Annotated in this window: 17 protein-coding genes; 7 read left to right on the top strand and 10 right to left on the bottom strand. The window is 57.6% G+C overall.

All coding sequences use genetic code 11. From position 1 onward, the window contains the following. Positions 1-55: 55 nt before the first annotated feature. From qseB to lysM, 5 genes are all read left to right on the top strand, one after another. Positions 56-715, top strand: coding sequence for a quorum sensing response regulator transcription factor QseB (qseB, locus tag A4308_RS03545; RefSeq protein ID WP_014885245.1), 660 nt, complete (start codon positions 56-58; stop codon positions 713-715). After that, positions 712-2,049 (top strand): quorum sensing histidine kinase QseC, encoded by a 1,338-nt coding sequence (qseC, locus tag A4308_RS03550; protein WP_045281440.1) that lies wholly within the window; start codon positions 712-714, stop codon positions 2,047-2,049. Before qseB ends, qseC begins: the two co-directional genes overlap by 4 nt. Before the next feature lie 105 nt (positions 2,050-2,154). Then, a complete protein-coding gene (locus A4308_RS03555; RefSeq protein WP_014885247.1) occupies positions 2,155-2,736 on the top strand; it encodes an NAD(P)H-dependent oxidoreductase in 582 nt (193 codons plus the stop codon). 31 nt (positions 2,737-2,767) lie between these two features. Beyond that, complete coding sequence (locus A4308_RS03560) at positions 2,768-3,082, top strand: putative quinol monooxygenase (RefSeq protein ID WP_008502984.1); 315 nt, start codon at positions 2,768-2,770, stop codon at positions 3,080-3,082. Between the two features lie 151 nt (positions 3,083-3,233). Further along, on the top strand, positions 3,234-3,674 hold the full coding sequence (gene lysM / locus A4308_RS03565; protein WP_014885249.1) for a peptidoglycan-binding protein LysM: 441 nt from the start codon (positions 3,234-3,236) through the stop codon (positions 3,672-3,674). Between the two features lie 30 nt (positions 3,675-3,704). On the opposite strand, the gene A4308_RS03570 is transcribed toward lysM, so the two are convergent. Genes A4308_RS03570 through A4308_RS03590 form a run of 5 tightly spaced genes read right to left on the bottom strand, consistent with a single transcriptional unit; the run spans position 3,705 to position 8,366 of the window. Then, on the bottom strand, positions 3,705-4,580 hold the full coding sequence (locus tag A4308_RS03570) for a MurR/RpiR family transcriptional regulator (protein ID WP_014885250.1): 876 nt from the start codon (positions 4,578-4,580) through the stop codon (positions 3,705-3,707). Then, positions 4,577-5,527: an iron-siderophore ABC transporter substrate-binding protein gene (locus A4308_RS03575; RefSeq protein ID WP_014885251.1), complete on the bottom strand. Its 951-nt coding sequence runs from the start codon at positions 5,525-5,527 to the stop codon at positions 4,577-4,579. Before A4308_RS03575 ends, A4308_RS03570 begins: the two co-directional genes overlap by 4 nt. 9 nt (positions 5,528-5,536) lie before the next feature. Next, positions 5,537-6,577, bottom strand: a complete 1,041-nt coding sequence (locus tag A4308_RS03580; protein ID WP_045281439.1) for a FecCD family ABC transporter permease — start codon at positions 6,575-6,577, stop codon at positions 5,537-5,539. Continuing rightward, entirely contained in the window at positions 6,574-7,557 is a 984-nt protein-coding gene (locus A4308_RS03585) for a FecCD family ABC transporter permease (RefSeq protein WP_045281438.1), read from the bottom strand. The genes A4308_RS03580 and A4308_RS03585 overlap by 4 nt, the downstream gene beginning before the upstream one ends. Then, the gene (locus tag A4308_RS03590) at positions 7,554-8,366 is read right to left on the bottom strand and encodes an ABC transporter ATP-binding protein (protein ID WP_045281437.1); all 813 of its coding nucleotides are present in this window, start codon (positions 8,364-8,366) and stop codon (positions 7,554-7,556) included. The genes A4308_RS03585 and A4308_RS03590 overlap by 4 nt, the downstream gene beginning before the upstream one ends. Before the next feature lie 384 nt (positions 8,367-8,750). Here A4308_RS03590 and A4308_RS03595 point away from each other — a divergent pair, with 384 nt between their 5' ends. Then, positions 8,751-10,892, top strand: coding sequence for a TonB-dependent siderophore receptor (locus A4308_RS03595; RefSeq protein WP_014885255.1), 2,142 nt, complete (start codon positions 8,751-8,753; stop codon positions 10,890-10,892). Between the two features lie 83 nt (positions 10,893-10,975). Here A4308_RS03595 and parE read toward each other — a convergent pair whose 3' ends face one another. Genes parE through nudF form a run of 5 tightly spaced genes read right to left on the bottom strand, consistent with a single transcriptional unit; the run spans position 10,976 to position 15,384 of the window. Further along, positions 10,976-12,868, bottom strand: a complete 1,893-nt coding sequence (gene parE / locus A4308_RS03600; protein ID WP_014885256.1) for a DNA topoisomerase IV subunit B — start codon at positions 12,866-12,868, stop codon at positions 10,976-10,978. A 28-nt stretch (positions 12,869-12,896) separates the two neighbouring features. Further along, complete coding sequence (gene yqiA, locus A4308_RS03605) at positions 12,897-13,478, bottom strand: esterase YqiA (protein WP_023331317.1); 582 nt, start codon at positions 13,476-13,478, stop codon at positions 12,897-12,899. After that, a complete protein-coding gene (gene cpdA, locus A4308_RS03610; RefSeq protein WP_045134834.1) occupies positions 13,478-14,305 on the bottom strand; it encodes a 3',5'-cyclic-AMP phosphodiesterase in 828 nt (275 codons plus the stop codon). Before cpdA ends, yqiA begins: the two co-directional genes overlap by 1 nt. A gap of 27 nt (positions 14,306-14,332) precedes the next feature. Then, entirely contained in the window at positions 14,333-14,755 is a 423-nt protein-coding gene (locus A4308_RS03615) for a DUF1249 family protein (RefSeq protein WP_003862516.1), read from the bottom strand. Then, on the bottom strand, positions 14,752-15,384 hold the full coding sequence (gene nudF, locus A4308_RS03620; protein ID WP_008502974.1) for an ADP-ribose diphosphatase: 633 nt from the start codon (positions 15,382-15,384) through the stop codon (positions 14,752-14,754). Before nudF ends, A4308_RS03615 begins: the two co-directional genes overlap by 4 nt. A 198-nt stretch (positions 15,385-15,582) precedes the next feature. Between nudF and tolC the strand changes: the two genes are divergently transcribed. Continuing rightward, positions 15,583-17,067 (top strand): outer membrane channel protein TolC, encoded by a 1,485-nt coding sequence (gene tolC / locus A4308_RS03625; protein WP_086527700.1) that lies wholly within the window; start codon positions 15,583-15,585, stop codon positions 17,065-17,067. The last annotated feature ends 38 nt before the right edge of the window (positions 17,068-17,105 follow it).

Raw genomic sequence — 17,105 nt, forward strand, 5'->3', positions numbered from 1 at the left:
TTTACTGTACACCAGCCGCTTAGAGAGGGTTTACTGGCGGCATCAAGGAGGGAACATGCGCATTTTACTGGTAGAAGATGACAAGCTCATCGGCGATGGCATCAAAGCGGGCTTAAGCAAACTGGGCTTTAGCGTGGACTGGTTTACCGAGGGGAAAACCGGGCAGGCCGCGCTCGCTTCCGCGCCCTATGATGCCGTGGTGCTGGACCTGACGCTGCCGGAAATTGACGGTCTGGACATTCTGCGCGCCTGGCGTGAAGGCGGACACAGCGAGCCGGTACTGATCCTGACGGCGCGGGATGCGCTGAACCAGCGTGTTGAAGGGCTGCGCCTCGGGGCGGACGATTATCTCTGTAAGCCTTTCGCCCTGATCGAAGTGGCTGCCCGCCTTGAAGCGCTGGTGCGCCGCAGCCACGGCCAGACGCGCAGCGAACTGCGCCACGGCAAGGTCACGCTCGATCCAGCGAGCCTTATCGCCACGCTGGATGGCGAAACGTTAACGCTTAAGCCTAAAGAGTTCGCGCTGCTGGAGCTGTTAATGCGTAACGCAGGCCGGGTACTGCCGCGCAAGCTGATCGAGGAAAAACTCTATACCTGGGACGATGACGTCTCCAGCAACGCCGTCGAAGTCCATGTTCATCATTTACGCCGCAAGCTTGGAAGCGACTTTATCCGCACCGTACACGGCATCGGTTATACCCTGGGTGACGCATGAAATTGAGCCTGAAGCTGCGCCTGACGCTGCTGTTTTTAGTCCTCTCTCTGACGGCATGGTTTGCCGCCAGCCTGGTGGCCTGGCAGCAGACCACCCACAAGCTGGATAAGCTGTTCGATACGCAGCAGATGCTGTTTGCCAAACGACTGCTGACGATGGAACTGGACGAGCTTCATGCGCCAGCGCGCATGCGAGAGGTGCCGAAAAAAGCCAAACACGGGCATCTTGACGACGACGCGCTGGCCTTTGCGATTTACGCTTCAGACGGCACGATGATCCTGAACGACGGCGAAAACGGCCGCGATATCCCGTATCACTATCGCCGTGACGGCTTTGACGACGGACGGCTTCAGGACGATAACGACGAATGGCGCTTTTTATGGCTGACCTCGCCAGACGGGAAATACCGCGTGGTGGTCGGCCAGGAGTGGGAGTACCGGCAGGATATGGCGCTCGACGTCGTCAGCTCACAGCTGACGCCTTGGCTGGTGGCGCTGCCGGTAATGCTGCTGTTGCTTATTGTCCTGCTGAGTCGGGAACTGAAACCGCTGAAAAAGCTGGCACAGACCCTGCGCGCGCGCTCGCCGGATGCCACCGATGCCCTGCCCATCCAGGGCGTACCGGCGGAAGTGCGCCCCCTGCTCGACTCGCTGAATCATCTCTTTGCGCGTACCCAGGAGATGATGACCCGCGAGCGCCGTTTTACCTCCGATGCCGCCCATGAATTACGCAGCCCGCTGGCGGCGCTGAAGGTGCAAACCGACGTGGCGCAGCTCTCTCAGGACGATCCGCAGGCGCAGGAAAAAGCGCTGACGCAACTGCACGCGGGCATCGATCGCGCGTCCCGCCTGGTGGATCAGCTCCTCACGCTGTCGCGTCTGGACTCGCTGGACAGCCTGGACGGTGTAGAACAGATAGCGATGGCCGATTTGCTGCAGTCCGCGGTAATGGATATCTACCCTCCGGCGCAGCAGGCGGGCATTGATATTCGTCTGAACATTAACGCGCCAGAGGTGACGCGCACGGGTCAGCAACTGCTCCTGAGCCTGCTGGTACGTAACCTGCTGGATAACGCCACCCGTTACAGTCCGCGCGGCAGCGTGGTGGATGTGACGCTGGATGCGCGTCGCTTTACCGTGCGCGACAACGGCCCGGGTATTTCCCTCGATGCGCTGACGCGTCTCGGCGAGCGGTTTTACCGTCCGCCAGGTCAGGATGCCACCGGAAGCGGGCTGGGGTTATCCATTGTGAAACGCATCGCCGCCCTGCACGGGATGCACGTCGCGCTGGGCAACGCCCCTGAAGGCGGCTTCGAAGTGAACGTCAGTTGGTAAAAGATTATTGCATTTAACGCAAAAGACTTTGCACATTTTGCTCATTTTTCCGCTCCGTCCTCGCGCGTAGAATACCCGGCATACTCTCAGTCACGAGGACAAATAATGAGCAACATTTTGATTATCAACGGCGCAAAAGAATTTGCGCACTCTAAAGGCCAACTGAATGACACCCTGACCGAGGTCGCGGATGGTTTCCTGCGCGACGCCGGGCATGATGTTAAGGTCGTGCGTGCGGACAGCGAGTATGACGTGAAGGCGGAAGTGCAGAACTTCCTGTGGGCCGACGTAGTGATTTGGCAGATGCCGGGCTGGTGGATGGGCGCACCGTGGACGGTGAAAAAGTACATGGACGACGTCTTCACCGAAGGTCACGGTTCACTTTATGCCAGCGACGGCCGCACCCGTTCAGACGCGTCGAAAAAATACGGTTCCGGCGGTCTGATTCAGGGCAAAAAATATATGCTTTCCCTGACCTGGAACGCTCCTCTGGAAGCCTTCACCGAAAAAGATCAGTTCTTTGAAGGCGTGGGCGTCGACGGTGCGTATCTGCCGTTCCACAAGGCGAACCAGTTCCTGGGGATGGATCCGCTGCCGACCTTTATCGTCAACGACGTGATTAAAATGCCGGACGTCCCGAGCTATATCGCAGAATATCGCAAGCATCTCGCGAAAATTTTTGCTTAACTGGTAGCCTGGAATTAAAGGAGTAGTAACCATGCTTACAGTAATCGCAGAAATCCGTACTCGTCCAGGTCAACATCACCGTCAGGCGGTGCTGGATCAGTTCGCGAAAATTATCCCAACCGTACTGAAAGAAGAAGGCTGCCACGGCTACGCGCCGATGGTTGACGCCGCTACTGACGCAAGCTTCCAGGCCACCGCGCCAGACTCCATTATCATGGTTGAGCAGTGGGAAACCGTCGCCCATCTTGAAGCGCATTTGCAGACCGCACATATGAAAGCGTGGAGCGATGCGGTGAAAGGTGACGTGCTGGAGACCCACATCCGTATTCTGGAGCAAGGGGTTTAAGTTCGTGGAATTTGCCGGGTGGCACTGCGTGTACCCGGCCTACAAAACCTGAACCGTAGGCCCGGTAAGCGTTAGCGCCACCGGGCTTTTTTAGCACCTTAAACCTCAACTGCTATGCTTATTCTGACTTCATGATTAACAGGAGGATGGAATGGGTCTTTTTAACTTCGTAAAAGAAGCAGGCGAAAAGCTGTGGGATAACCTGACCGATCATAAAGGCCAGGGCGACAAAATCACCGAGCACCTCAAGAAACTCAACATTCCCGGTTCAGACAAAGTCCAGGTTAACGTTACCGACGGCAAAGCCAGCGTAACGGGCGACGGGCTGACCCAGGAGCAGAAAGAGAAAATCCAGGTCGCCGTCGGGAACATCGCGGGCGTCAGCGAGGTGGAGAACAATATCACCGCGACCGATGCCAAAGATGAAGCTACCTACTACACGGTAAAATCCGGCGATACCCTGAGCGCTATCTCCAAAACCGTGTACGGCGATGCCAACCAGTACAACAAGATTTTCGAGGCCAATCGCCCTATGCTCTCCAGCCCGGATAAAATCTACCCGGGCCAGACGCTGCGTATTCCTAAAGCGTGATCAACGAGTCGGGGTTACCCCCGACTGTTTTTAACCGCTTTTCTTCCCCGGCTTTAACCCACGATGCAACTCATTGATACGCTTCATCGACTTAATAGTGCGCTGCGGCTCGGTGGAGGCAACGGATAAAACAATCATCTCCAGACACAGCAGCACCGTGCCATGAAGCGGGATTTTACCCTTCTCTCCGCCACGCGGGACGTGGATAACCACGCTGGCCTCTTTACTGAATTGTGAGTCGGTGGCATTGGTCAGCAAAACGGTGGGGATCCCCAGGCGTTTCGCCTCGCGCAGCGTGGTTTGTCCTTCCCGATGCGCAGATTTTTGCGCCATCATGATCAGCACATCGCCGCGCTGGAGCCCAATCAACTGTTCCGCAAGCCCTATCCCGGTACGGTTGAGCGGCATGGCGGGGAGTCCCATCCGGCTGAACAATCTGGCAGTGTATTCGGCCAGAATCCCGGACGCGCCAATACCAAATAGGGCAACCTGCCTCGCCTGAGCCAGCAGTGAGACCGCCTGCGCCATCGCGAGGCGGTTGTGGGGTTCAGACAAGACGTTACAGGTATGCTGGTGCCCCTCCAGCACGAAATCAATGCTCGCATTGACGTCGCTGGTAAGCGTATTCACCGTGGTGGAGATCTTTTCGCTGGAGGTCACCACCGGACCAAACCACTGCTCCAGCGTCTGCTTGAGATCGCGCAATCCACCAAAACCGAGTGCCTGGATGGCGCGGACGACGGTAGCATCCGACGTTTTAAGCAGCGTCGCAATCTCCATCGCCGTCTGTTCCATCACCGCTTCACGATTTTCATTGATATAGCGCGCCACCAGCAGCAGCCGCGGCGTAAGCTGGTGCGCCCGCGAGCGGAGGCGGTCGCCGAAAACATCGACTTTTCGGCTCATCGTGACGCCTCCGGCAAAGGACGTCCGGCAATCTGCGACTGCACCTGCGCGGCCATGAGCCCTAACGAGGCGAACGAGTTCGAGATGGCCTCTTCGCGCGAGATCAGTACGTAGTGGCCGGTTCGGCAGGCATTCAGGAACTGACACCAGCCGGGCATGACCGCATCCATCGCTGCCAGCTCATCCTGCGGTTTGCCGCCCGTATCCCCGCGCCAGGTAGCGAAAACGAAATCAGCATCCAGCTCCGGCAGCCGTTCAGCACTGACGTCAATCCGCCCGCCCTCCGGGATGGACTCAATCAGCGGCGGGAAGGTAAACCCGGCATCACGCAGGACGCGCCCCAGCGAATGGTAGCTGTGCATGGCGTTGATTTTCCCCTGATTAGCCTGAATCACCGACACGGTGATTTTGCGTGTGTCGATAGTCGCCTTCAGCGCCTTGATTTGTTCCTGATAGCGGCGTTCAAGAACCTTGAGCCGCGCCTGCGTGCCCGTCAGCTGCGCCAGTTTGCGGTAGATCTCCGGCGCGCCGCCGTCGAGATGATCGATACTCACCGTCGGGGCTATTTTTTCCAGCTGCTCCACCGGCGTGTTGCGGGTCGGCTCGGTAATGATCAGGTCCGGTTTTGCCGCGGCGATGGCCTCAATGTCGATATCGGCAGTGCCGATAAATTTGATGTCGGAATTATCGAAGTCGACGCCGGTCAACATGCCGCTGGACCGCAGAAAGTGGCTACCGTCCGGTCGCGTGCGGCCATGGCTCGCCACGGGCGGTACGCCAAGCTCAATCAGTGGAATGGTGATATCCAGATCGTGTAACGAGACGATCCGTTTCGGATGTACCGGTACCACCACTTTCCGGTTCAGATCGTCCGTAAACGTCTGGGTCGGCTCGGCCGCACCCACCGCAAAGCCCACCAGCAACAGCATCGCAAACAGTACGCGCATCATAGTCTCCTAAAATCTGTCCCGACGCTGCCAGAGCAGCAGCAGGAAAAAGGGTCCACCAATCAGTGAAATCACAATGCCCGCAGGCAGCTGCAGCGGGAGGAATGCCAGCCGACCGACGTTATCCGCCAGCAGCACCAGCAGCGCGCCCAGCACCGCGCTTCCCGTCAGGAGCGCGCTTTGCCCGCCGCGCAGCAGCAGGCGCGCCATATGTGGCGCAATAAGCCCGACAAAACCAATACTGCCCACGCAGGAGACGCAGGCCGCCGTCAGTACCACCGGGGCGAGAACGCGCAGCAGCGCCAGTCGGTTCGTGCGCACCCCCAGCCCCGCCGCCGAGTGGTTGCCGAGCAGCGCCACGTCGGCAGCGCGGGCGGTTAATAACAGCAGCGCAAATGCCGGAAGCGACCAGGCCGTCGCAATGCTGACCAGCGTCCAGTTTGCCGCGTGCAGGCTTCCCGCCAGCCATAGCATCGCCGTCTGCACGTCGCGCACGTCCGCCGTGGTCATAAAGACGCCCATTGCCGCGGCGAAGGCCCATGAAACGCCGATGCCGATCAGAATGAATCGTGGACGCGAAATATCACGCGCCAGGGCCACCACCAGCAGCGCAGTGAGTAGGCCTCCGGCTATGCCGACCAGCGGCCGCCAGCCTAGTCCCAGCGCCGGAAACTGAAAAATCAGCAGCAGTACCGCCGCGCTACAACCCTCTTTCACGCCGATAAGCCCCGGGTCCGCCAGGCCATTGCGGGTAATGGACTGCATTGCCGCGCCAGCCATGCCGAGCATCGCGCCGCACAGTACCGCCATCAGCAGGCGCGGCAGACGGATATCCATCACGATATAGTGCGTCTCTGGGGTCAGGCTTTCGGGATAAAACAGCGCCCGCCCAATGGCGGATGCGGGGACGGGAAGCGAGCCGTGCGTCAGGCCAAAAGCGGTTAGCAAGCAGGCCGCCAGCGTCAGGACGGCCAGGCACGCCAGCGCTTTTGGACGAACCAGCGCCGAGAAAGCCCCCACGCGTAACGCACGCAATCCAGCCCGGTTCATTTGAACATCCTTGCAGCCATGAAGATAAAGATGGGCGCGCCGACCAGGGCAGTCATGATGCCGGTTGCCAGCTCCCAGGGCGTAAACAGCGTGCGGGCAGCAATGTCCGCCAGCAGCAGAACCAGTGCCCCGCACAAGGCAGAGAGCGGCACCATCACGCGCAGATCGACCGACACCACACGGCGAATGAGCTGCGGCACCACAAGGCCGATAAAGCCAATCGGCCCGGCGAGGGAGACCGCCGCCCCGCAGAGCAGCGCGATAGAAAGCAGAGCGAGCAGGCGGGTTTTCAGCAGCGACACGCCCAGCCCCTGCGCCATCCTGTCGCCCATCGCCAGCATATTGAGCGAGGGCGATAACCCGAGCGCCAGCACAAACCCCATGGCCGCCACCCACAGGGCAGCGGCGATCGTTTCACCGCTAAGCCCTGCTAAATCTCCCGCCAGCCAGGTCCGCATGGCGAGCAGCGTCTGTTCATCCAGTATGAGCACCGTGGCGGTAATCGACGCGGCAAACGCCGACATCGCCACGCCGCACAGGGTCACCTTCATCGGCGTGAGTCCGGCGCGGCCGGACGAGGAGAACATCAGCACCAGCAGAAACAGCGCAGCGGCGCCAGCGGCGGCAATCAGCGGGCGTCCAAACGGCAGCGTTAGCCCAAGCGCGCTCGTCAGTACCACCGCCAGTGCCGCCCCGGCATTGAGCCCCAGAATATGCGGTTCGCCAAGCGGGTTGCGGATCACGGATTGCAGCAGCACGCCCGCGACGCCGAGGGCAGCACCTGTCACCATCGCGCCGCAGAGACGCAGCAGCCGCAGTTTGATAATGATGTTATGGTCGAAATTGCGCGGGTCGAAATGGAAGAAGGCCTCCACCACCGTCTTCGGGGCGATAAAGCGCGCACCGATACCCAGATGCGCAATCGCGCCCATCGCCAGCAGCAAGGTGAAAAGCAGGAAAGCCAGAGAGGTGCGCATCATGGCTGTTCCGTGACCTGGCGGAACGGCATAAAGAACGGTTTGCCGGTCAGCGGATTGATGGACATATGCACGTCGACATCAAATACCGCTTTAATCAACGCCGGCGTGCAGACGTCGCCCTCATGTAACACGCCCTCCACTTTTCCCTGGCGTAAAAAGACCAGTGAATCACCATAATTCACGGCGAAGTTAAGGTCGTGCAGCACCACAACCACGGTACGTCCATGCGCGCGCGTCAGCGTATGCAGCAGCTCCAGGATCTCCACCTGGTAACGGAGATCGAGGAAGGTTGTCGGTTCATCCAGCAGGATATACGGCGTCTGCTGCGCCAGCGCCATGGCGATCCAGCAGCGCTGGCGCTGGCCGCCGGACAGGCTTTCGACGGGCATATGGGCAAACTCCGCCGTGCCGGTCAGGCGCAGCGCCTCTTCCACCGCCCGCTCGTCTTCGTCGCTCCACTGGCGCATAAAATTCTGCCACGGGAAACGCCCGCGCGAGACCAGCTCGAAAACGGTTAACCCTTCCGGCAGCAGCGGCGACTGCGGCAGGATGCCAAGCTGGCGGGCGACCGCTTTCGTCGGCTGCGCGTGGATTGCCTTGCCGTCGAGAACGGCCGCGCCGCCCAGCGGCTGGAGTAAGCGCGCAATCGTACTCAGCAGCGTCGATTTTCCGCAGCCGTTCGCGCCCACCAGAACGGTTATTTTCTGCTGCGGGATCGTAAGGGAGATATCATCAACGATGATTTTTTTCTGGTAACCGGCAGAAAGATTCTCCAGAACCAGTCCCGGTTTTTGGGTGTTGTGAGCCACGTGAATGCCAACGTAATGAAAAACAGCAATAAATATAAATAAAAATCATTCTCTTTTGAGAGTTTGCCGCCGCGTCATGTAGTAGTCAAGTGAAGAAATACCCTTAAAAAACCAGGGGTAACGGGGCATTTACACGCGACACAAAACACAAATAAGTATCTATTTTTCAATCAATTAAATGGTTAACCTTTTGTATTTCCGTCACGTTTCGCCTGTGTAGCCAATTTTTACCTTTTTTCATTTACTACTACATGCCTGCATGATTGAATGATTCTCAATTACATGTTCGATGCCGGTTCTGGCTAACGAGCAGACCATTAAGGGCAATGACTCACACATTCTTCCGTGAAGGTGATTCACGGATATTTCGGGATAACAGATGTAATGGCTACGTTCACACCTTCACTCTCTGGGGTAAAAGGGCGCGCGCTCTTTTCTCTGCTGTTTATCGCACCGCTGGTACAGGCCGCAGACGCTAATACGGCTAAAGATGGCGAAACGCTTACCGTTATCGCCGATCCCACTGCCGTGGCGGAGGCCACCAACGGCTACCAGCCGCTGAACACCTCCACCGCGACGCTGACCACCATGCCCATGCTGGATATCCCGCAGGTGGTGAATACCGTCAGCGATAAAGTGCTTGCGGATCAGCACGCTACCACGCTCGATGAAGCGCTGTATAACGTCAGCAACGTGGTTCAGACCAACACCCTGGGCGGTACGCAGGATGCCTTTGTGCGCCGTGGATTTGGCGCGAACCGTGACGGCTCGATCATGACCAACGGTCTGCGTACCGTCCTGCCACGTAGCTTCAACGCCGCTACCGAACGCGTGGAGGTGCTGAAAGGCCCGGCCTCAACGCTTTATGGCATTCTCGATCCGGGCGGCCTGATTAATGTCGTCACTAAACGCCCGGAGAAAACCTTCGGCGGCGCAATTTCTGCCACCTCCTCCAGCTTTGGCGGCGGCACCGGACAGGTTGACGTGACCGGCCCGATTGACGGGACCCGTCTGGCGTACCGCCTGACGGGGGAGTACCAGGACGAGGACTACTGGCGCAATTTCGGTAACGAACGCAGCACCTTTATCGCCCCCTCCCTGACCTGGTTTGGCGATGATGCCACGGTGACCGTGCTCTATTCCCACCGCGACTATAAAACGCCGTTCGATCGCGGCACGATCTTCGACCTCAACACCAAACAGCCGGTGAACGTCGATCGCAATACCCGTTTTGACGAGCCGTTTAACATCACTGACGGGCAGTCCGATCTCGCTCAGCTTAACGCGGAATACCGCCTTAATAGCCAGTGGACCGCGAAGTTCGACTACAGCTACAGCCAGGATAAATACAGCGATAACCAGGCCCGCGTAATGGCCTACGATGCCAAAACCGGTAACCTGACCCGTCGCGTGGATGCGACCCAGGGCTCAACCCAGCGCATGCACAGCACCCGCGCGGATTTGCAGGGCAACGTGGATATCGCGGGCTTTTACAATGAGATCCTGACCGGCGTGTCGTATGAAAATTACGATCTGCTGCGTACGGACATGATGCGCTGTAAGAACGTCAAAGGTTTCAATATTTACCATCCGGTTTACGGCAAACTCGACAAGTGTACAACCGTCTCCGCCGCTGACAGCGACCAGACGCTGAAGCAGGAGAGTTACTCTGCCTACGCGCAGGATGCCCTGTACCTGACCGATAAATGGATCGCCGTCGCCGGGATGCGCTATCAGTATTACACCCAGTACGCCGGTAAAGGCCGTCCTTTCAACGTTAACACCGACAGTCGCGACGAACAGTGGACGCCAAAGCTGGGGCTGGTTTACAAACTCACGCCGTCCGTTTCGCTGTTTGCTAACTACTCCCAGACGTTTATGCCGCAGTCGTCCATTGCGAGCTATATTGGCGACCTGCCGCCGGAAACGTCGAATGCCTACGAAGTGGGCGCAAAGTTCGACCTGTTCGACGGGGTTACTGCCAACATCGCGCTGTTTGATATTCACAAACGCAACGTGCTGTATACCGAAAGCATCGGGGGCGAAACCATCGCCAAAACCGCGGGCCGCGTGCGTTCTCAGGGCGTAGAGGTGGATCTCGCCGGGTCGCTGACGGAGAACACCAACATTATCGCCAGCTACGGCTATACCGACGCGAAAGTGCTGGAAGACCCGGACTATGCGGGTAAACCGCTGCCAAACGTGCCGCGCCATACCGGTTCTCTGTTCCTGACCTACGATATTCATAATGCGTTTGCCGGGAATACGCTGACCCTCGGCGGCGGCGGGCATGGCGTGAGCCGTCGCTCAGCGACCAACGGTGCGGATTATTATCTGCCGGGCTATTTCGTGGCGGATGCGTTTGCGGCGTATAAGATGAAGCTGCAGTATCCGGTGACGCTGCAGGTCAACGTGAAGAACCTGTTTGATAAGACCTACTACACGTCATCTATCGCGACCAATAATCTGGGCAACCAAATCGGCGATCCGCGTGAAGTGCAGTTTACGGTGAAGATGGAGTTTTGATGTAAAAAAGCCCGGTGGCGCTCACGCTTACCGGGCCTACGATCCATTCCCTCTCCCTGTGGTAGAGGGTTAGGGTTAGGGCATCAGGCCTCAATATCCGCCATATCACCCTTCTCCTGCAGCCAGTTACGTCGGTCTTCCGAACGTTTCTTGGCAAGGAGCATATCCATCATGGCATTCGTTTGCTGTTCGTCTTCGTCGCTGATGGTCAGCTGCACCAGACGGCGCGTATTCGGATCCAGCGTCGTTTCACGCAGCTGCATTGGGTTCATCTCACCCAGCCCTTTAAAGCGCTGGACGTTAGGCTTGCCCTTCTTACGCTTCAGCTGTTCCAGCACGCCCGCCTTCTCTTCTTCCGTCAGTGCGTAATAAACCTCTTTGCCGAGGTCGATACGGTACAGCGGCGGCAGCGCCACGTGGACGTGACCGTTTTTCACCAGCGTGCGGAAGTGCTTCACGAACAGCGCGCACAGCAGCGTGGCAATGTGCAGACCATCGGAGTCCGCATCCGCGAGGATACAGATCTTGCCGTAACGCAGCTGGCTCAGATCGTCGCTGTCAGGATCGATACCGATCGCTACGGAAATATCATGCACTTCCTGCGAAGCCAGCACTTCATCTGAAGAGACTTCCCAGGTGTTCAGGATCTTACCCTTAAGCGGCATGATCGCCTGATATTCACGATCGCGCGCCTGTTTGGCCGACCCGCCCGCCGAGTCCCCTTCCACGAGGAACAGCTCGGTACGGTTGAGGTCCTGTGCGGTACAGTCCGCCAGCTTGCCCGGCAGCGCAGGGCCGCTGGTCAGCTTTTTACGTACCACTTTCTTCGCCGCACGCAGACGGCGCTGGGCGCTGGAAATCGCCATTTCAGCCAGCATCTCTGCCGCCTGAACGTTCTGGTTCAGCCACAGGGTAAAGGCATCTTTCACCACGCCGGAGACGAACGCCGCACACTGACGTGACGACAGACGCTCTTTGGTCTGGCCGGCAAACTGCGGATCCTGCATCTTCACGGAGAGCACGTAGGCACAGCGATCCCAGATATCTTCCGCCGACAGCTTCACGCCGCGCGGCAGAATGTTGCGGTATTCGCAGAACTCGCGCATCGCATCCAGCAGGCCCTGACGCAGGCCGTTGACGTGCGTACCGCCAAGCATGGTTGGAATCAGGTTGACGTAGCTTTCCGTCAGCAGCTCGCCGCCTTCCGGCAGCCACAGCAGCGCCCAGTCCACCGCTTCGGTGTCACCGCTAAAGTTACCGACGAACGGTTTTTCCGGCAGCGTCGGCAGGCCGTTTACCGCTTCGCACAGATAGTCATTAAGACCATCGGCGTAGCACCAGGTCTGCTCGGTGTTGTTGACGTGATCGGTAAAGGTGATTTCTACGCCCGGACACAGCACCGCTTTCGCTTTCAGCAGGTGCGTCAGGCGAGAAACGGAAAAACGCGGGCTGTCGAAGAAGCTTTCGTCTGGCCAGAAGTGGACGCTGGTACCGGTGTTGCGTTTGCCGCACGTGCCGACAACCTGCAAATCCTGCACCTTTTCGCCGTTTTCAAACGCGATGTTATAGACCTGACCGTCGCGACGGACGTTCACTTCCACCCGTTTGGACAGGGCGTTAACCACGGAGATCCCCACGCCGTGCAAACCGCCGGAGAACTGGTAGTTTTTGTTGGAGAACTTACCGCCCGCGTGCAGACGACACAGGATCAGCTCAACGGCAGGCACGCCCTCTTCCGGGTGGATGTCCACCGGCATGCCGCGCCCGTCGTCGATAACTTCCAGCGACTGATCGGCATGCAGGATGACGTCAACGCGTTTGGCATGGCCCGCCAGCGCTTCGTCCACACTGTTATCAATAACTTCCTGGCCCAGGTGGTTTGGGCGCGTTGTATCGGTGTACATCCCCGGGCGGCGGCGAACCGGCTCAAGCCCGGTGAGGACCTCAATGGCATCAGCGTTATAGGTTTGCGTCATGATTTAAACTAGCAATTCGCATTGATTGTCAGTGGCTGTGCAGTCCAAGAAAATCGACAATCTGGGTGAAATGATTCTCAAAGCCCGTGAAAGCATGGTTTCCGCCTTCTTCTATAGTCTGGCGGCAGGATGCGTAATACGCCACTGCCTGGCGGTAATCCAGCACTTCATCACCCGTCTGTTGCAGCAGCCAGATGAGATCAGGCGCTTCAAGCGGGTCGACCTGCATAACTTTGAGATCGTAAATATGGCGTGACTCTAGCACATATTGCTGCCCGGTGTAGGGGTTCTCGTTTTCACCAAGAAAGTCCCTCAGCAGCTCAAATGGCCGTACCGCCGGATTCACCACAACGGCCGGCAGCATAAAGCATTGCGAGAGCCAGGTGGCGTAGTACCCGCCCAGCGATGAGCCGACCACACCAAACGATTCACCGCCGTGTTCAAGCACGATGGATTCGAGCATTTCCGCCGCCTCCGCCGGATAAGGCGGCAGCTGCGGGATAATCATCTCAACATGGGGGTGATGCTCGCTCAGCCACTGGCGAAACTGTGTCGCTTTTGCGGAGCGCGGCGAGCTGTTGAATCCGTGCAGATAAAGGAGCGTAGACATCAATAGCCTTCTGAAGCGGTATCTGGTCGGAATTGTGCGCCTGCCAGACGGCAGACTTCCGTGGTCAGCGTGCCGTCGGTATGCAGTTCCAGCCAGCGCCAGCCTGGCGCGATAGTATCCAGCGTAAAGTTGGCACAGTGCGGTTTAAACTGCACGCAGGTCGACGGCGTCGCCAGCATGCGGCGCCCGTTCCAGTCGAGATCCTGTTCCTGATGAATGTGTCCGCACAGCAGATGTTTCACGCGGGGGAACTTCGTCAGCACGCGATCCAGCGCGGCGGAGTTACGCAGGCTGTGTTGATCGAGCCAGCTGCAGCCCGCCGGGAGCGGATGATGATGCAGCAACAGCAGGGTATGACGTTCAGGTTCGGCAGCCAGTTTGGTCTCCAGCCAGTCGAGTTGAAACTCGCTTAACTCACCGTGCGGGACGCCAAATACCTGGCTGTCCAGCAGCAGGATCTGCCACTTTTCACCCGCAAAAACACACTTCGCCGGAGAAATCCCCGCGTCCTGAAGGGAGCTGTACATCGCGGGCTGGAAATCGTGGTTTCCCGGCAGCCAGACGCAAGGCACGCTAAAGCTCGCGATGCCTTCAGCAAAATGCTGGTAGGCCGCGGAGGATTGGTCCTGCGCCAGATCGCCTGTTGCAACTATCAGATCGCAGTCGCGATGTTCAGCGTGAATGGCGCTAAGTACTGCCTGATAGCTCTCCCAGGTATTCACCCCGAGCAGCGTCTCATGCTTTTCGGCAAAAAGGTGGGTATCGGTGATTTGTAATATCCTGACTGGCGCCCCACCAGCAACAGTCAGGTTCAACAGGCTTTCCAAATGGTGTCCTTAGGTAGGTTTATGACGCTAACAAACCGGAATCGCCATTGCTCCATGTGCTAAACAATATCTTAGCCAGTCGGCTAAAAACTGGTTAATTTGATGCTTTTCGTCGCGTTGATGCAACTTTTTATTCGGGTAATCATACCGCGCCTTGAAGCGAAAGATCTGCTGACTCGAACACACTTCAGCGACCATCGCATCATGATAGAGGCGCACCGTCATTGACGGCAGGCTCCAGTAGCTAATGCTGGGCGCCGTTTGTTCAATTTCGACCAGCGTAGTGTAGCGCGTTGATTCTGTTATCGTTAACCGATACTGCGCATTGCTCACCTGATAGCTTACCGTTTCGCCGGGTGCGTCATTTCTCGGCAGCAGGCGGCGCAATTGTGCGAAATTGGTTTCGCACAGGCGCATCATTTCTGGGAAGTCAGGTGTATAGCGCTTCATTTTTTCCACTCGTTTCGTAATGTCTGATAATGCAGTTGCAGCCATTGCAGGGCAATGACAGACGCTGCGTTGTCGATTTTCCCCTCTTCTACCCACTGATAAGCCTGTTCCCGGCTCACCACATGAACCCGAATATCTTCGTTTTCATCAGCCAGACCGTGGATCCCTTCCGCCGTCGTGGCGTCCACTTCGCCCACCATGATGGACAAGCGCTCGCTGGTGCCCCCCGGGCTCGCCAGATAACTCAACACCGGTTTTGTACGACCAACCACCAGCCCGGCCTCTTCCAGCGCCTCGCGGCGGGCGACGTCTTCAACCGTCTCGCCCTCTTCGATCATCCCGGCCACCATCTCCAGCAGCCACGGGCTCTCACTGACGTCATACGCGGCGATGCGGATCTGCTCCACCAGCACAACTTCGTCACGCACTGGGTCAAAGGGTAGCAAGACAGCCGCATGCCCGCGCTCAAAAATTTCGCGTCTGATTTCGCCGCTCATTTCACCGTTAAACAGGCGATGCCTGAAACGGTAAAGATCCATTGAAAAAAAACCGCTATAAAGCGTTTCTCGTGCAATAATTTCTACATCGTTTTTGGCGAATGTCACGGGCAACTTTTCTGGTTTTTGCATGAGTCGAGTCCTGGTAGCAATGGTGATGAAATTGTGAATTTCAAGGCTGTTTGGCTGCCGTTTGTAAGGCTATATGGTAGATTGGTGCAAATTACCGCCAGATGGCACGTAACGCCAACCTTTTGGTGTGGATGATTCTGTTAGAATCGGCAATTATTTTTTAATTAGATCAGCGCTAATACTGCTTCACAACAAGGAATGCAAATGAAGAAATTGCTCCCCATCCTTATCGGCCTGAGCCTGACGGGCTTCAGTGCAATGAGCCAGGCGGAAAACCTGTTACAGGTCTACCAGCAGGCACGTCTGGGCAACCCTGATTTACGTAAATCAGCGGCCGATCGTGATGCTGCGTTTGAAAAGATTAACGAAGCGCGTAGCCCACTGCTGCCGCAGTTAGGTTTAGGTGCAGATTATACCTACAGCAACGGTTTCCGCGACGCTAACGGCGTTAACTCCAATGCTACCAGCGCCTCACTGCAATTAACACAGACGCTGTTTGATATGTCCAAATGGCGTGCCCTGACCCTGCAGGAAAAGAGCGCGGGTATTCAGGACGTCACCTATCAGACCGATCAGCAGACGCTGATCCTGAACACGGCCACCGCGTATTTCAACGTGCTGAGCGCCATCGACGCGCTCTCCTACACTGAAGCGCAGAAACAGGCGATTTACCGTCAGTTGGATCAAACCACCCAGCGCTTCAACGTGGGTCTGGTGGCGATCACCGACGTACAGAACGCCCGTTCACAGTACGACACCGTGCTGGCTAACGAAGTGACCGCGCGTAACAACCTCGACAACGCGCTGGAAGCGCTGCGTCAGGTCACCGGCAATTACTATCCTGAGCTGGCCTCTCTGAACGTGGACAGCTTTAAGACGGATAAACCGCAGGCGGTTAACGCGCTGCTGAAAGAGGCGGAAAACCGCAACCTGAGCTTGCTGCAGGCGCGTCTGAGCCAGGATCTGGCCCGCGAGCAAATTCGTCAGGCGCAGGACGGTCACCTGCCAACCCTGAGCCTGAGCGCGTCTACCGGCGTCTCTGATACCAGCTACAGCGGCTCTAAAACCAATACGTCACAGTATGACGACAGCAATATGGGCCAGAACAAAGTGGGCCTGAGCTTCTCCCTGCCGCTGTACCAGGGGGGTCAGGTTAACTCGCAGGTGAAACAGGCGCAGTACAACTTTGTTGGCGCGAGCGAGCAGCTGGAAAGCGCGCACCGCAACGTGGTGCAGACCGTTCGCTCTTCCTTCAACAACGTGAACGCCTCTATCAGCAGCATCAACGCCTATAAACAGGCCGTGGTGTCTGCACAGAGCTCCCTGGATGCGATGGAAGCCGGTTACTCCGTGGGTACACGTACGATTGTTGACGTGCTCGACGCGACCACCACGTTGTACAACGCGAAACAGCAGCTCTCCAGCGCACGTTACCAGTACCTGATTAACCAGCTGAACATCAAACAGGCTCTGGGTACGCTGAACGAGCAGGATCTGCAGATGCTGAACAGCACGTTGGGCAAACCGGTTTCAACGTCGCCAGAAAGCGTCGCGCCTGAGAACCCGGATCAGGTTGCCGCCGTTGATAACTTCAACGCTAACGGTAGCACCCCTGCGGCACAGCCAGCCGCCGCGCGTAGCACGGCCCCCGCAAGCAGCGGTTCTAACCCGTTCCGTCATTAAGCATTGCCCGATGGCGCTTCGCTTATCGGGCCTACTTA

This window comes from Enterobacter sp. ODB01 (assembly GCF_001623605.1).
Classification (GTDB): Bacteria; Pseudomonadota; Gammaproteobacteria; order Enterobacterales; family Enterobacteriaceae; genus Enterobacter; species Enterobacter kobei.

Bases quoted from the DNA above. Each gene is read 5' to 3' on its own strand.
- qseB (WP_014885245.1), top strand. From the start codon at position 56: ATGCGCATTTTACTGGTAGAAGATGACAAGCTCATCGGCGATGGCATC.
- qseC (WP_045281440.1), top strand. From the start codon at position 712: ATGAAATTGAGCCTGAAGCTGCGCCTGACGCTGCTGTTTTTAGTCCTC.
- A4308_RS03555 (WP_014885247.1), top strand. From the start codon at position 2,155: ATGAGCAACATTTTGATTATCAACGGCGCAAAAGAATTTGCGCACTCT.
- A4308_RS03560 (WP_008502984.1), top strand. From the start codon at position 2,768: ATGCTTACAGTAATCGCAGAAATCCGTACTCGTCCAGGTCAACATCAC.
- lysM (WP_014885249.1), top strand. From the start codon at position 3,234: ATGGGTCTTTTTAACTTCGTAAAAGAAGCAGGCGAAAAGCTGTGGGAT.
- A4308_RS03570 (WP_014885250.1), bottom strand. From the start codon at position 4,580: ATGAGCCGAAAAGTCGATGTTTTCGGCGACCGCCTCCGCTCGCGGGCG.
- A4308_RS03575 (WP_014885251.1), bottom strand. From the start codon at position 5,527: ATGCGCGTACTGTTTGCGATGCTGTTGCTGGTGGGCTTTGCGGTGGGT.
- A4308_RS03580 (WP_045281439.1), bottom strand. From the start codon at position 6,577: ATGAACCGGGCTGGATTGCGTGCGTTACGCGTGGGGGCTTTCTCGGCG.
- A4308_RS03585 (WP_045281438.1), bottom strand. From the start codon at position 7,557: ATGATGCGCACCTCTCTGGCTTTCCTGCTTTTCACCTTGCTGCTGGCG.
- A4308_RS03595 (WP_014885255.1), top strand. From the start codon at position 8,751: ATGGCTACGTTCACACCTTCACTCTCTGGGGTAAAAGGGCGCGCGCTC.
- parE (WP_014885256.1), bottom strand. From the start codon at position 12,868: ATGACGCAAACCTATAACGCTGATGCCATTGAGGTCCTCACCGGGCTT.
- yqiA (WP_023331317.1), bottom strand. From the start codon at position 13,478: ATGTCTACGCTCCTTTATCTGCACGGATTCAACAGCTCGCCGCGCTCC.
- A4308_RS03615 (WP_003862516.1), bottom strand. From the start codon at position 14,755: ATGAAGCGCTATACACCTGACTTCCCAGAAATGATGCGCCTGTGCGAA.
- nudF (WP_008502974.1), bottom strand. From the start codon at position 15,384: ATGCAAAAACCAGAAAAGTTGCCCGTGACATTCGCCAAAAACGATGTA.
- tolC (WP_086527700.1), top strand. From the start codon at position 15,583: ATGCAAATGAAGAAATTGCTCCCCATCCTTATCGGCCTGAGCCTGACG.